We start from the raw sequence: 14719 nt of genomic DNA, 5'->3' as shown, positions 1-14719 counted from the left end.
CCATGGGTTCGGCGTTCGGATCGCCGTCAGCCGCCCTCCGGTTACGCACCCCGGCCGGATCCCATACCCCGCCAACTGCCCCTCCACCAGGTGTTCTTGCCGGCTGGTGAGGGGGTGTCCCGGTGCCGGCGGACGTCGACCGGCCGACGGTCCGCCCGCCGGCCCGGCAGGTCGCACGCGGGATGGTTCCCCTCGGTGACCACCTACCGGGGCCCGGGCTCCACCACGTGCCGCACGGCCACCGGCGCGGGCGCCCCGTGGTCGTAGTCGGGGACGTAGACGGGAACCCGAGTGGCCCCGCCGACGACGGCGGATGGACCCGGGCGGTCGGTTTCCCCGGGCAGCGGCGCATCGGGCCGCTACTGCGGGTCGCCGCCCCGGCCGGTGTAGAACGCCACGGTCAGGTCCTTCACCAGGGCCTTGCGCTCGTAGTCGTCGAGCTCGACCAGTCCCCGCACGGTGAGCCGGGTGACGGTGTCCTCGACGGAGTCGACCACCGAGGTCAGCACCGAGTCCCGGTGCTGTGCGTCGATCGCCGCGATCCGCCGCCGCTGCATCGCCGCGGCGACCTCCGGCGCGTACTCGATCCGGGTGGGCTGCGCCGAGAACACCTCGATGCCCACCGGCAGGGCGTCCGCCGCGATCCGCCGCGTCAACGCGTCCCCCACCGCCTCGGCGTCGCGCAGGGTCGGCGCGTCCTCGTGGAACGCGTCCGCCGGCAGCTGCGACAGCACCCGGGCCATCGCCGCCTCCACGCACTCGCGCAGGTACTCCTGGTGGTCCTCGACGGCCAGCGCGGCCCGTGCGGTGTCCCGGATGTGCCACACCACCAGCACCACCACCCGCAGCGCCACGCCGTGCGCGTCCACCGCCGGCATCGCCTCGCTGCGCCAGTGCCGCAGTCGCACGTCGACCCGACGGCGCAGCAGCAGCGGGTTCACCCACACCAGACCGGTGCGCCGGATCGTGCCCCGGTACCGTCCGAAGAGGCTGAGCACCCACGCCTGGCCGACCCGACCGCGGGCGAGCCCGCCGAAGCCCAGCAGGGCGAGCGCCCCGGGCACGGCGATCACCGTCCAGTGGCCGACGCCCATCGGGCTGGCCGGTCCGGCGGCCCGGGTGCCCGAGCGGGAGGTGACGGTGTCCAGGGCCGTGCCGAGCGGTCCGGCGTCGGTCCCGTACGCGGGCAGTTCGAGCAGTCGGACGGCCTCGGTGGGCAATGCGCCGGCCCACCACAGGCCGATGACCAGACCCGCGCACCCGGTGAAGCCGGCGAGCACGCCGAGCCATCCGGGCAGGGCGCGCCCCAGTCGTTCCACCAGTGCGGGATCGGGCAGCGGTACGGGCCGTTCGCCGTCCGCCCAGAGCGCGTCCGGCTTGGGCGCCCGTCCGGCGGCGGCACCCGAGGCCCGTTCGGCCCGCTCCGAGCGCTGCGGGAGATCGGTGCGGGCGGCCCGGGCCGTCCGGACGGCGGCTGCGGCGCGGTCACGGTCGCGCAGGGCGCCGGCGGAGGTCGTGGGCTGCTCGCCGGTGCCGCGGCGACGGCCCACCACGGCGGGGGCCGCCGGCACGGGGGTACCGGTGGCGTCCTCGCGGAACAGCAGGTGCACGGGGATCTCGGTGGTGGCCTCGTTGTGGATCAGCCGCTGGCGGGAGCCGGTTTCGTCGGACCGTGCGGGCCGCTGGGTCGGGGACGGCTGCGGGGGCTGGGGGGTCTTCGGTGACTGGGGGGTCACCGGGCGTGCATCCGTCATGAGAAGAGTCGCCGCCAGGTCTCCGGGCCGGGGTATCCGTCGGCTTCCGCGCCGCGCCAGCCCTGGGCGCGCTGGAACGACTCCACGTTGCGCCGGTCGCTCTCGCTCCAGCGCGGGCCCGGACCCTGTGCGTAGTGCCTGCCGAACCCCTTCCGCTTGAGCTGCTTGCCCAGCTGGGTGACGTGCGGGTTGTTCTGGCCGGGGCGGAAGTGTCCCCGTCCGGGGAACGCCGGGCTGCCGTCCTGGCCCGGGTTCTGGACCGAGCTGCCGTGGCGTGAGCCGCCCGTGCCGCCCGTCGTCCCGGTTCCGGTTCCGGTCCCGGGGATGTCCCGGCCCTTGCCGCGCACCAGGTAGTCCCAGGTCTTCGGGCCGGGGATGCCGTCTGCGGCCGAGCCCTTCCAGCCCTGGGCCTGCTGGAACGCCCGGGTGGCCCGCAGGTCGGCGTCGCTCCAGCGCGGGCCGGGGCCGCCGCGGTAGAAGCGGGAGCCGCCGCGGTCCCGGAGCATCCGCCCCAGCTCGGTGACGTGCCGGTTGTTGGCGCCGGGCCCGAACTTGTCCGCGCCGGGGAACGCCGTGCTGCCGGGCGGGATCTCACCGGTCGGCCCGGAGGAACCGCCGCCGGACTGCACCCCGCGGTAGCGGTAGGGGATGTAGTTGCTGGCGTTGTTCCAGTACGGGTACGGCGTCGAGCGCTTGATGGCCTTCGGCGGGGTCTGCTCGTAGGCGATGTAGTGGTTACGGGTGTAGTCGGTCCAGCCGCCGAAGATCGTGACGTGGGAGCCCGCACCGGGGTTGGACGGATTGTGGAACAGCAGCATGTCGCCCGGCTGGAGCTCGGCCTTGGTGATCCGGACGGCGAAGCCCGCGAGGCTCCCGGTCCACTGGTTGCTGCCGAGGCCCCAGGCCATCGAGACGAAGCCCGAACAGTCCTGGCGGTACCCGTCGGACCAGTACTTGGACATGCTGTACGGGACCTTGGCGTTGACCCAGGTCTTGGCCCGGTTGATGATCTGGGTCCGGGTGACGGCCGGGAAGTTCGTCGCGGCGGGCGTCGCGGCCGGCGTGACGGTCGACTCGGGCGAGGCCGCGGGACCGTACAGCGGGCCGGCGGTGCCCTGAGGGGTCCCGGCCGGCTCGTCGGCGTCCCCGCCACCGGGGGTGTACGGGATCCCGGGGCCGTCGGGTTCGTCCGCGGGGGCGGGGGTCGGCCCGGGTAGCAGCGACCCGACGCCGCCGAGGAGCGCGGACCCGCCGGCCGGGTGCCCCGAGTCGAGCGGGCGGTACTCGGCCGCCACCGCGGTCAGCTGCGATCCGCTGAGCACCGTCCCGGCCGCCGCGGCGAGGACGACCACCTGCCGTCGGGCGCCGTGCGCCGCCGGACTGCCGCCGAGCCGGACCGGCAGACCGCGGGCCCGGGCCCGCCTCCGGTCGGCACAGCCCGGACAGTCGCAGTCGCTCGCGGGCGCCACCTCTTCGAATACGGGAGCGTCCATTCGATTCCCCTCACACACCGGAATTGACCTCCGCGCGCATCCGCACAGGGCGTCAGTTTCTCAACTGTCCGGACATATCGCACGTTGACTGCCCAAATGATGCACAGTCAGACATACAATATTTCAACCCCTTGAGGGTACGTCAGTTTTCAGCCGCACTCCGCGTTCGGGCAACCAGTCACACAAGGGTCAAAGGTCACCAGCGGGCAGGGTTGCTCCAGAAGGTACAAGTGTGATCAAGTGATTACGGAAACGGTGGTACGCACCGATCACACCCGGAACTCCCCGCTCCGGACCGGTCGCGCGCCCCGCTCCACCCATGGCCCCGGACATCCCCCGTCCGGGAGCCGGACCCGCACCCCACCCCCGGGACCGGACACCCCCCGTCCGGAACGCGCGGATCCGGCGCTGCCGGCCCCGGGGCTCCCCCGCCCCGGGGCCGCACCACCCGACGTGATCCCGGTCACGCGCAGGGCTCGGGGGCGGCACGGCCTCCGCCGCCCCCGAGCCCGAGCGGTGTCCCGGAGCACTCCGGGACATCGGGTAGAGTTGTCCAGGTCAGCACGCGCCGCTAGCTCAGTTGGTTAGAGCAGCTGACTCTTAATCAGCGGGTCCGGGGTTCGAGTCCCTGGCGGCGCACAGACACGTGAAGCCCTCCGGCGAGCCGGGGGGCTTTTCGCTGTCCGGGACCCCCGGGCGCCCGGCCGCTACGGTGACCCCCATGGCGCGCGACATCCAGGAGCGGATCAAGAAACTCATCATCGACCGGCGACTGCGTTCCGGTGCGGTGCTGCCCACGGAGCCGGAACTGATGGAGTTGCTCGGCGTCAGCCGCAACTCCGTCCGCGAGGCCCTCAAAGGGCTCCAGGCCATGGGGATCGTGGAGATCCGGCACGGCTTCGGCACGTATGTCGGACCCATGTCGATGGCTCCCATGATGGAGGGGCTCGTCTTCCGTACCGTCGCCGGGCACTACCGGGGCGAGGCGAGCCTGCTCCAGCTCCTCGAAGTGCGCGCGGCGCTGGAGACCGGGCTCGTCTCCCGGCTCGCGGGGCGGCTGCCCGCGGGGGACCTCGCCGAGCTGGAGGTCCTGGCCGACCGCATGGACGCTCTCGCTGCGGAGGAGGCCTCCCTGTTCGAGACGGACCGTGCGTTCCACGCGGCGCTGTACCGGGGGCTCGGGAACCTGTTGCTCGGGGAGGTGCTCGAAGCGTTCTGGGACGCGTTCCACCGGGTGCGTACGGATCTGGTGGACGTTCCGCAGGATCCCCGGGTGACCTGTCGGCAGCACCGGGAGATCCTTGATGCGGTGCGGTCCGGGGACGTGTTGCGGGCGGAGCGGGCCATCCAGGACCACTTTGGTCACGTCCGTGATCGGTTGGCCGCGACGCTCGGTTCCGCCTGAGCGGTCCTTCGGTACGTTCACCTGGCGGTGCGCTGTCCCCTGCGCGTGCGCTGTGGTCTTGCGCAGTTCCCCGCGCCCCCTATCTGGGTGCGTCCTGCTTCCGTACGGGGTCCCGCTCGGGTACGCCCAGCGTTCGCGCAGTTCCCCGCGCCCCTATCGGGACGTCCCGCTGGGGCTGCGTCGTGGCTGGTCGCGCAGTTCCCCGCGCCCCTGACGGGGCGCGTCCCCTGTGGCACGGGCCGGAAGGCGCCCCGATAGGGGCGCGGGGAACTGCGCAAGACCACAGCGCACGCCCGCAGGACAACGCACCCCCGGGTGGACGCACCGAAGGGGCGCGGGGAACTGCGCGGGTCACCACAGCGCAGCGCACCGCAAAAAGCCCGCGGAGCAACCACTCCTGGTGAGGGGGCGACCACCGCACCGTGGTTCGGGGGCCGCCGAAGGGCCCCCCGGTGCACAGACGGATACCAAGGGGGGCATCATGCAACCGGAAGTCCCTGTTCACTGTCTAAAGTGAGAGCGGCTGCCACTGGCGCGCCCGGCCCCGGACAGGGGAACCGGACCGGGCGGAGGAGAACGATGAAACTCACGCGCTAGACGCGCGTGTGGGGGGATGGCTCATGACGTCGCCGCCTTCAGGCGCGGGGCAGAACTTCGACCCGACCGAGACGACACAGCTACGTGTGCAGCGGACGGGCGGCCTACGCCGAATAAAGAAGTCCCTGCCACGCTACGACTACGAGCACTACAGCCGCCTCGCGGGCCCCCTCACGCAGCCCGACCCCCACCAGCCCTACAAGGTGCGCTACCGCTCCCTCCTGTCCCAGGAACCGCACCGCATCCGCGCCGCACTGATGTTGGGCGCCGCCCCGATCGTCTCCCTGATCCTGTTGTTCTGGCTGCTCCAGCCCGAGCACTGGACCGAGCGCGACCACCCCGCCTATGACTTCCTGCCCGCCCTCGACGTCGTCATGCTCGTCTCGATCGGACTGATCGAGTTCTTCCGCTGCATGAACGTGCTGTCCAACGCGCACGCCACGATCGTCGCCCGCGACCCCATCCCCGTGGTCCCCGAGACCGGCACCCGGGTCGCCTTCCTCACCTCCTTCGTGCCCGGCAAGGAGCCGTTGGAGATGGTGACGAAGACGCTGGAGGCGGCCGTGAAGATCCGTCACCGCGGACTGATGCACGTCTGGTTGCTCGACGAGGGCGACGACGCCGACGTCAAGGCCGTCTGCGAACGGCTCGGCGTGCGCCACTTCTCCCGCAAGGGCGTCGCCAAGTGGAACATGGTCAAGGGACCCCACCGGGCCAAGACCAAGCACGGCAACTACAACGCCTGGCTCGACGCCCACGGCGGCGACTACGACTACTTCGCGTCCGTCGACACCGACCACATCCCGCTGCCCAACTACCTGGAGCGGATGCTGGGCTTCTTCCGGGACCCGGACGTCGGCTTCGTCATCGGCCCGCAGGTGTACGGCAACTACGACTCCTTCGTCACCAAGGCCGCCGAATCGCAGCAGTTCCTCTTCCACGCGCTGATCCAGCGCGCCGGGAACGCGTACGGCGCGCCGATGTTCGTCGGGACCTCCAACGCCGTCCGGATCAAGGCCCTCCAGCAGATCGGCGGCCTGTACGACTCGATCACCGAGGACATGGCGACCGGGTTCGAGATCCACCGGCACAAGAACCCCGCCACCGGCAACAAGTGGCGTTCCGTCTACACCCCGGACGTGCTCGCCGTCGGTGAGGGCCCCAACGCCTGGACCGACTTCTTCACCCAGCAGCTCCGCTGGTCGCGCGGCACCTACGAGACGATCCTCACGCAGTACTGGAAGGGCTTCTACTCCCTGCCCCCGGGCAAGCTCTTCAACTACACGATGATGATCATCTTCTATCCGATGTCCGCGCTGAACTGGATCCTCGCGGCCCTGAGCTGCGCCCTGTTCCTCGGTCTCGGCGCCTCGGGCGTGAACATCGACCCGACGATCTGGCTGATGCTGTACGGCAACGCCTCCGCGCTCCAGATCGGCCTGTACGTCTGGAACCGCCGCCACAACGTCTCCCCGCACGAGCCCGAGGGCTCCGGCGGCGTCGCGGGCATGGTGATGTCCGCACTGTCCGCGCCGATCTACGCCCGTTCGCTGATGGACGCGGTGCTGCGCCGCAAGAGCAAGTTCGTGGTGACGCCCAAGGGCGACTCGGCGAGCCCCGACACGCTGTTCGGGACCTTCCGCATCCACCTGTTCTTCATCGCGGTGTTCGGGGCGTCGATGGTCGCCTCCTTCTTCCTCGGCCATGCGCACCCCGCGATGATCATCTGGGCCACCTTCGCCCTGTTGATCACCGCGGCGCCGATCTTCGCCTGGCAGTGGACGATGCGGCAGGACGCGAAGAAGGCCGCGGCGAAGCCCGCCACCGACCCGGCGTCCGCGCCCGTCGCGGGCCCGGCCCCGGCGCCCGCCGCCGTGCCCGACTGGCCGGCCGCCGCATCGGACGCTTCCGACGACCCGTCCCCCGCCGACCGCCCGCAGCGGACCGGCCCGGACGGGCCGGAGGCCGGTGGCGCCCCCGGGGAGTCGACGCCCCCGCGCCCGCGTGGACGGCACTCCGCACCCGCGGGGCCGCACATCCCGCAGCAGCGCCCCACCTGGGCCTCCGGCGACGACCAGACGATGCAGATCCCGATCCCGGGACGCTCGTTCACCCAGAGCCCCCAGGGTCCCCCGGGCCCCTCGGGCCCCCAGGACACCCGCGCCGAGCGCACCATGCAGCCCCCGCCCGGCGCACCCGGGGCTCCGGGACGGCACCGCAGGAGCGGTCCCGGGTTCCACGTCCCGCCGGGCACCTGAGGCCCGTCACCCGGGACCGGGCGGCGTCCGCCCGGACGCCGCAGCGCTCGTGCCCCCGCCGTTTCCCCCACGCCGTTCACCGTCCGCGATACCACTACCAGTCACATCGGGGTAAGCCGTGAAAGACCGTTCCAGCCGCCGCCGCGCCCGCCGTATCGCGATAGGCGCGGCGGTCGCGGTCGCGCTGGCCGCCATGAACGGCCCGGCGCTCTACCGGTTCGGATCCGAGAAGTACCACGAGTACACGATCAACAAGCCGGAGTACAAAGCCGCCAACGGGCAGTGGAAGATCCTCGACTTCCCCGAGGAGTACCGCCAGAACACCATCCACGCGGCCCTGTTGCGCACCGGCAAGGTCCTGATGGTCGCGGGCTCCGGGAACAACCAGGAGAACTTCGACAACCAGCAGTTCGACACCAGGCTCTGGGACCCGGAGACCAACAAGGTCAAGAAGATCGACACCCCGACGGACCTCTTCTGCTCCGGCCACACCCAGCTCGGCAACGGCAACCTGCTGATCGCCGGCGGCACCAAGCGGTACGAGAAGCTCCAGGGCGACGTGACCAAGGCCGGCGGGCTGATGGTCGTGCACAACGAGAACCCGGACAAGCCGATCACGATTCCCGCGGGCACCACCTTCACCGGCAAGACCAACGGCAAGACGTTCGTCTCCAAGGACCCGGTGGTCGTGGAACGGGCGAAGAAGGTGTTCGACAAGGAGACCGGCAGGTTCCTGCGCAACGACCCCGGGCTCGGCCGGATCTACGTCGAGGCGGCCAAGAGCGGCGCCGAACACGAGACGGGCACCCAGGACAACTACGTGGTCGGGGGCCTGAAGGGCACGGACGCCCGCAACACGTACGGCATGGCCGAGAAACTCGCCCTGGACAAGAAGGACTTCCAGGGCATCAAGGACTCCTTCGAGTTCGACCCGATCGCCGAGAAGTACATCCAGGTCGACCCGATGAAGGAGGCGCGCTGGTACCCGACGCTCACCACCCTCACCGACGGGAAGGTCCTCAGCCTCTCCGGGCTGGACGAGATCGGTCAGCTCGTCCCCGGCAAGAACGAGGTGTACGACCCGAAGACCAAGGGCTGGGAGTACACGAAGGGCGTGCGCCAGTTCCCCACGTACCCGGCCGTCTCCCTGATGCAGAACGGCAAGCTCTTCTACTCCGGTTCCAACGCCGGGTACGGACCCGCCGACGTGGGCCGCGACCCGGGCGTCTGGGACCTCGCGTCGAACAAGTTCAACAAGGTCCCCGGGCTCAGTGACCCGAAGCTGATGGAGACCTCGCAGACGGTGCTGCTGCCGCCCGCCCAGAACGAGAAGTACATGGTCGTCGGTGGCGGCGGGGTCGGTGAGTCGAAGGAGTCGAGCAAGAAGACCCGACTCGTCGACCTCCTCGCCGACGAGCCCCGCTTCGAGGACGGCCCCGAGCTGGAGAAGGGCACCCGCTACCCGCAGGCGTCGGTCCTCCCCGACGACACGGTCCTCATCTCCGGCGGCTCGGAGGACTACCGGGGGCGCGGCGCCTCCGACATCCTCCAGGCCCGCATCTACGACGCGAAGGACAACAGCATGGAGCGGGTCGCCGATCCGCTGGTCGGCCGCAACTACCACTCCGGGTCGGTCCTGCTGCCCGACGGCCGGCTGATGTTCTTCGGCTCGGACCCGCTGTACGACGACAAGGCCAACACCAAGCCCGGCACGTTCGAGCAGCGAGTCGAGATCTACACCCCGCCGTACCTGTTCCGGGACGAGCGGCCCTCGCTGAGCGGCGGCCCCAAGACCATCAAGCTCGGCGGCTCGGCGACCTTCACCACCCGGGACAGCTCCACCGTCAAGTCGGCCCGGCTGATGCGGCCCAGCGCGTCCACGCACGTCACGGACATCGACCAGAAGTCCATCGCCCTGGACGTGAAGAAGGGCGAGGGCAGCGTCACGGTGACCGTCCCGAAGAACCGCAACCTGGTCCAGTCCGGCTGGTACATGCTGTTCGTCACCGACGACCGGGGCACCCCGAGCAAGGCCCAGTGGGTGCGGGTGCCGTAACCCGGTTCCGCGCGGCGACCCGTCACGGGGTCGCGAACACCTCGGCCCGCCGCGTGAACGCCACCCACACGTCCTTGCCCCGTGCGGTGGGCTCCGCGCCCCAGGCGTCGGCGTTGGCGCCGAGCAGCCACATGCCGCGCCCGTTCTCGCTGCACCAGTCGGGCTGGCGGACCACCGGCAGCACGGGGCTGCGGTCGCTCACGGTGATCCGCAGCTCGAACGAGGTCGCCCGCAGTATCAACACGCAGTCGGGACGGCCGGCGTGGTCCCGTACGTTCGCCAGCATCTCCGTCACGCACATCGCGGCCGGGCCGACCTGCTGGGTCCACCCCCAGTAGCGGACGTGGGCGGTGACGGTACGACGGACGATGGCGAAGGTGCGCGGGTCGGCGGTCAGTTCCTGCCGGTACTGCCGCGCCCCTTCTTCCGCCATGACGACCATGGCTCCTCCAGCGGCGCCGCACAGCGCGACGCATAGCGAATGACCAGCACTCCGTTACGTAAAGAGTGCGGTGAGTGACGGGCAAGACTATGGACCGGCCCTGCTTCCGTAGGCAACGTTTCCTAGTGGACTGATCCCAAAAGAGTGAACCGGCCTGTGAAGGCTGCCTGTCGAAACAGACTCATCGCCATCATGTGGGCCATGCCTCAAGCCGATATGCCGACCATGCGCAGCCGCCGACTGGGCAACGAACTGCGACGGCTCCGCACCGAAGCCGAACTCAGCCCGCAGGACGTCGCCGACGCGCTGGAGTGCGGGAAGCCGAAGATCAGTCAGATCGAGAACGGCAAGCGCGGGGTCCGACCACTGGACATGACCATCCTGTTGGACCTCTACGGGGTCGAGGACGACACCTACCGCGCCAGCCTCAAGCGACTCGCCAAGGAGATCCATCGGGTCGACTGGTGGAGCGGCCAAGATCCGCTGATCCACGACTCGTTGAGGGACTACCTCACGCTGGAAGCCGACTCGGACTTCGTACGGGACTACGAGCACAACTTGGTGCCCGGCCTCCTCCAGACCGAAACGTACATGCGGACCATGTTCGGCGCCGCAGGTGTGGAGCCGGAGCGTGTGGAGCAGTTGGTCCGAATTCGACTCAAGCGCAAGGAACTACTCGACAACTCAGGCGACTTCCGCCTGCGCACCGTCATCGACGCGACCGCGCTGCACCGCATTGAGGGAGGTCCTGACGTCATCAAGGAGCAGCTCAACCACCTACTCGAAATCGGCAGGCGGTCCAACGTTCACATTCAGGTCCTCCCGTTGAACGCGTCCCTTCTCATGGAGCAGTACGGACCGTTCAGCATCTTCAGCCTACGAGGGGAGCCCCCGGTCGATCTGATCTGGTTGGAGCAGATCACCGGTGGTACGTTGCTGGAACAGCGACGGCACGTCCAGGCGTACTCGAAGGCGTGGGACGAGCTAACGGCCGCCGCCTTGTCCCTAACTGCTACGCAGCAGTACGTCCGTGATCTCATCAAGGAAGTGGACGATGGCCTCCGAGTCCGCGCCCCGAACCGCTGAGGGCGAGCTGACAGGCGCGTACTGGCACAAGAGCAGCTACAGCGGCACTGACAACAACTGCGTCGAGCGCGGCGCACTCCGCTCCGGCCGTCAGGCCGTACGGGACACCGCGGATCGCAGCCGGGGAGCACTCGTCGTCGACGCCGACACGTGGACCCGGTTCGTCAACGGCGTCCGAAGCGGCGGAGTCTGACGCACGGGGGCGCACCGCACCGCGCGGGCGGTCCGCCCCCGTACCCTGACTCAGCCCTTCGGGCTGGTCAAGTACGCGTCGATGGCCCGCCGCGCTTCGGGCAGGTCGCTGCGGCCGTAGAGCCAGTGCCCCGCGACGTCCCACGTGGCCAGCTTCCCCTTGGGGAAGGCGCGCGCCATGCGCTGCGCGCCCGGCAGCGGGGTCGCGAAGTCATGGACGGCGTTGACCACGAGGACGGGCGGGAGTTCACCCGCCACCTTCGCGGGCTGCGGCTTCGGCGGCTCGGTCCAGCCCTGGCAGCCGAGGACGGTGTCCAGTGCCTGGCTGTTGTAGCGGACGTGCGGCGCGGCCTTGGCGACCCGCTTGAGGATGGCCCGGTAGTGGGCGTAGTCGCGGATGCGGAAGTCGTAGTCCCGGCAGAGCACGAGCTGTGATTCGAGGTTGTTGCGGGCGGGGAGCCAGTGCACCTCGCCCTTTCCGGTGCGCAGGGCGGACAGGTCCTCGGCCAGCGCCTCCGGGGTGTAGTCGCCCACGCGGAAGGTGAGTTGGTCCGCCAGTCGGTCGGGTCCGATCTTCGTCCCGGTCGGGCCGTTCGGGCCCGGGTCGCGGAGCGTGCCCGCATCGGCGCGGGCGAACAGTTCGGCCGTGAGGGCCTTGACGTCCCGGCCCTTCAGTACGCAGGTCGTGTCCTTCGCGCACCAGTTGGCGAACCGCTGCAACGCGCCCTCCAGGGTGGTGCTGCCCTCCGTGAGGTAGCGCTCGACGTCCGGCCGGTCCGGGTCCATCGCGCTGTCGAGCGCCAGGGCGCGGAGCTTGCCGGGGAACAATCGCGCGTACCGTTCGCCGATGAGCGTGCCGTAGGAGTGGCCGAGGAAGCTGATCCGGGGTTCGCCGAGGGCGGCGCGGATCGCGTCCACGTCACGGGCCACGCTCTCGGTGTCCATGTGCGCGGCGAGCGGGCCCGTCAGCTTCCGGCACTTGTCCGCCAGCTTGCCGTTCCGGGCGCGCAGCCGGTCGAACCCGGCCGCGTCGCGGGGGCGGATCGGGGTCGTTTCGCTGACCGTCTCGTCGCAGCGGGCGCCCTGGCTGCGGCCGACGCCGCGCGGGTCGAAGCCGACCATGTCGAAGCGCTTCAGCATGGCCGGGTCGTAGCCGGACCGGGGATCGTCCGCGTAGATCACGTCCTCGGCTCCGGGTGCTCCGGGGCCGCCCGGGTTCGACACCAGGACGCCGATGCGTCGTCCGGGGTCGGTGCCCGCGTACCGGGCTACGAAGAGGTCGATCGTCGGGCCCTTCGGCTTCGACCAGTCCAACGGCACCTTGACCGTTCCGCACTGCGCGTGGGGGCTGGGGTCCGGGGACCACGGCTCGGACTTGGAGCAGACGCCCCACTTGATGGACGACGCGGGGGCGGGGGTGCCGGCGGCTGCGGCGCCCGGGGCAGAGAGGGCGGCGGCCGAGGCGGACAGCGCGAGGAGCGTGGAGAGCGTGGGGAGGGCCCGCCGCCGGGTGCGGGAAGTGGCGTTCGTGCGGTTGCTCGTACTCATGCGCGGAATGGTTCACGCCCGGCATGGTGACGACTCCATGAACAGGTGACGGCAACGTAACAGGCGGGCCCGGGCGCGAGCGGACCCACCGGGGGCCTCCAGCAGGTGACTCGTCCAGGTGAACCGGCGGGTGCAGCCCTCCCCTTGGCCCGTGGGTGCCGGAATACTGACCGGCCGGACGCAGTCATCGATCGGCCGACCCCGGAGGAACATCCGTGTCCCAGACTCCCGACGAACCCTCGTTCTCCGTGTACGACGGCGGCGAGGAGATCGCCCTGCCCGCGACGGTCGGAGGCATCCGGCGGGCGCTCGCTTCCGAACTGCGGCCGGAGTTCGACAGCGCCGTGGAGACCACACCCGCCCAGGACCTCTACGGAGAGCTGGCGGCCTGGGCCCTCAAGACCCGCCCCGATCTGCTGGCCCGCCAGGAAGAGACGTTCCGCAGGCTGGAGCGGGGCGACTTCACCGGGTTCACCCCGGCCGAGGACATCCCCGAACTGGCTCTGTTGGACGAGGAAGGCGGCACCGCGTGAGCTACCGCATCCAGTACAGCGATGAAGCGCGCGCAGCGTTGCGTGCCCTGGAGAAGGCTTCCCCGGACCGCCTGCGCAACTTCCAGCAGGAGATGACTCGTATCGCACGGAGCCCCTACGCCTTCGGCAGTCCGGTCGGCGGCATCAACGACAGGCGTCAGGCCGCCGTTGCCGGGACGGTCACCATGTACTGGATCAGCCAGAACGTGCTGACCATCTCCGTGGTGACGATCGTTCACACCGGCTGACGGGCCCGCGCGCTCAGCCCTTGCCGGCCTTCGCCAGCTCCAGTGCGTACTCGGGCCACCAGTCCCCCGCCTTGGGGCCGCCCTTGCACTCGCCGTCCGACTCGCCGGGCCGCTTGACCCAGAGGAAGGCGTGGACCAGGGGGTCACCGGTCTGGGTGGTGGGGACCTCGCCGAGCGCCCGGCCCGGGGGGTTGCACCAGCGTTCGGCCGGTTCGCCCTCGGTGTAGGGGCCGTTGCCGTTGCGGCTGGTGTCCACGACGAAGGGCTTGCCGTCGACCTTCGCGGACAGTTCCTTGCCGTAGCGGATGCTGTCGGCGGTGGAGTAGAAGTTGGAGACGTTGACCGAGAAGCCGTCCGCCTTCTGCACGCCCGCGCGCTTCAGCGGCTCGAAGATCTGGTCGGGCTTGCCCCAGCCGGCGTTGCCCGCGTCCACGTACACCTTGGTGTTCTTCGAGGACTTGAGCTTCTCGACCGCGCCCCACAGCAGGTGGTACCGCTCCTCGTGGAACTGCTGCGGGGTGCAGCCGTCGACCAGGTGCAGGACCGCGTCGGGCTCCAGGACGACCGTCGCCCGGCGGTCGCCGATGCCCTTGACCACCCCGTCGATCCAGGCCCGGTAGGCGTTGCCGTCCGCCGCGCCGCCGCCGGAGTACTGGCCGCAGTCGCGGTGCGGGATGTTGTAGAGGACGAGCAGCGCGTCCCGGTCGGCCGCCTCGGCCGCCTCGGTGATCCCGCGGACCTGGTCCTCCGGGTTCTCGGGGCCGACCCAGTCCGCCGTGGGCTGCTCGGCGATCCGCCGGATGAGGCCGGCCTCGTCGTCCTTGCCGTCCTGCTCGTAGGAGGCGACCTGATCGGCGGCCTTGCCCTGGGGGTTGACCCAGTACGGGTCCTTGTCCTTCGGCTGCTGCTGGACCGGCTTCGGTTTGTCGCCGCCGGAGTCGTCACCGGACGAGGAACACGCCACGAGCAGCAGCGTCGCCCCCACCGTGGCTATCGACGCCCTCACCTTGCCGTACATCCAGTCCCCCTTGGGTGCGCCGTCCGAGGTCCAATCCTGACATACGCGACCTGACGGGTCGCCGGGCCGCCCCGCCTCCTCGACAGGGC

12 protein-coding genes and 1 tRNA gene are annotated in these 14719 nt (G+C 70.4%); 8 read left to right on the top strand and 5 right to left on the bottom strand.

Annotated elements, in window-relative coordinates:
- Positions 1-359: 359 nt before the first annotated feature.
- Entirely contained in the window at positions 360-1754 is a 1395-nt protein-coding gene (locus tag ACFV88_RS07440; protein WP_385487048.1) for an SPFH domain-containing protein, read from the bottom strand.
- The gene (locus tag ACFV88_RS07435) at positions 1751-3247 is read right to left on the bottom strand and encodes a peptidoglycan-binding protein (protein WP_385487046.1); all 1497 of its coding nucleotides are present in this window, start codon (positions 3245-3247) and stop codon (positions 1751-1753) included. The genes ACFV88_RS07440 and ACFV88_RS07435 overlap by 4 nt, the downstream gene beginning before the upstream one ends.
- 565 nt (positions 3248-3812) lie before the next feature.
- Between ACFV88_RS07435 and ACFV88_RS07430 the strand changes: the two genes are divergently transcribed.
- From ACFV88_RS07430 to ACFV88_RS07415, 4 genes are all read left to right on the top strand, one after another.
- A tRNA-Lys gene (locus ACFV88_RS07430) sits at positions 3813-3886 on the top strand.
- 82 nt (positions 3887-3968) lie between these two features.
- The gene (locus ACFV88_RS07425; RefSeq protein WP_385487044.1) at positions 3969-4652 is read left to right on the top strand and encodes a FadR/GntR family transcriptional regulator; all 684 of its coding nucleotides are present in this window, start codon (positions 3969-3971) and stop codon (positions 4650-4652) included.
- 620 nt (positions 4653-5272) lie between these two features.
- Positions 5273-7507, top strand: coding sequence for a glycosyltransferase family 2 protein (locus ACFV88_RS07420; RefSeq protein WP_385487042.1), 2235 nt, complete (start codon positions 5273-5275; stop codon positions 7505-7507).
- Positions 7508-7625: 118 nt separating this feature from the next.
- Complete coding sequence (locus tag ACFV88_RS07415) at positions 7626-9563, top strand: galactose oxidase-like domain-containing protein (RefSeq protein WP_385487040.1); 1938 nt, start codon at positions 7626-7628, stop codon at positions 9561-9563.
- 22 nt (positions 9564-9585) lie between these two features.
- Here the strand turns inward: ACFV88_RS07415 and ACFV88_RS07410 are convergent, their stop codons facing one another.
- Positions 9586-9996 carry an ATP-binding protein gene (locus ACFV88_RS07410; protein ID WP_385487038.1) on the bottom strand — a complete coding sequence of 137 codons (411 nt, stop codon included), beginning with the start codon at positions 9994-9996 and terminating at the stop codon, positions 9586-9588.
- Positions 9997-10206: 210 nt separating this feature from the next.
- On the opposite strand from ACFV88_RS07410, the gene ACFV88_RS07405 reads away from it, so the two are divergent.
- Both ACFV88_RS07405 and ACFV88_RS07400 read left to right on the top strand, forming a co-directional pair.
- Positions 10207-11091: a helix-turn-helix domain-containing protein gene (locus ACFV88_RS07405; RefSeq protein WP_385487036.1), complete on the top strand. Its 885-nt coding sequence runs from the start codon at positions 10207-10209 to the stop codon at positions 11089-11091.
- A complete protein-coding gene (locus tag ACFV88_RS07400; RefSeq protein ID WP_385487034.1) occupies positions 11060-11284 on the top strand; it encodes a DUF397 domain-containing protein in 225 nt (74 codons plus the stop codon). The genes ACFV88_RS07405 and ACFV88_RS07400 overlap by 32 nt, the downstream gene beginning before the upstream one ends.
- A 50-nt stretch (positions 11285-11334) precedes the next feature.
- On the opposite strand, the gene ACFV88_RS07395 is transcribed toward ACFV88_RS07400, so the two are convergent.
- The gene (locus ACFV88_RS07395) at positions 11335-12831 is read right to left on the bottom strand and encodes an alpha/beta hydrolase (RefSeq protein ID WP_385487032.1); all 1497 of its coding nucleotides are present in this window, start codon (positions 12829-12831) and stop codon (positions 11335-11337) included.
- A 215-nt stretch (positions 12832-13046) separates the two neighbouring features.
- Between ACFV88_RS07395 and ACFV88_RS07390 the strand changes: the two genes are divergently transcribed.
- On the top strand, positions 13047-13364 hold the full coding sequence (locus ACFV88_RS07390) for a hypothetical protein (protein ID WP_385487030.1): 318 nt from the start codon (positions 13047-13049) through the stop codon (positions 13362-13364).
- A complete protein-coding gene (locus ACFV88_RS07385) occupies positions 13361-13612 on the top strand; it encodes a hypothetical protein (RefSeq protein WP_385487028.1) in 252 nt (83 codons plus the stop codon). Before ACFV88_RS07390 ends, ACFV88_RS07385 begins: the two co-directional genes overlap by 4 nt.
- Before the next feature lie 13 nt (positions 13613-13625).
- On the opposite strand, the gene ACFV88_RS07380 is transcribed toward ACFV88_RS07385, so the two are convergent.
- Positions 13626-14630: a glycoside hydrolase family 6 protein gene (locus ACFV88_RS07380; protein WP_385487026.1), complete on the bottom strand. Its 1005-nt coding sequence runs from the start codon at positions 14628-14630 to the stop codon at positions 13626-13628.
- Positions 14631-14719: the final 89 nt, after the last annotated feature.

Origin of the sequence: Streptomyces sp. NPDC059816 (assembly GCF_042732055.1) — a bacterium.
Classification (GTDB): domain Bacteria; phylum Actinomycetota; class Actinomycetes; order Streptomycetales; family Streptomycetaceae; genus Streptomyces.
Note: the sequence above shows the minus strand (reverse complement) of the source record. Positions and strands in the feature narration are given on the sequence as shown.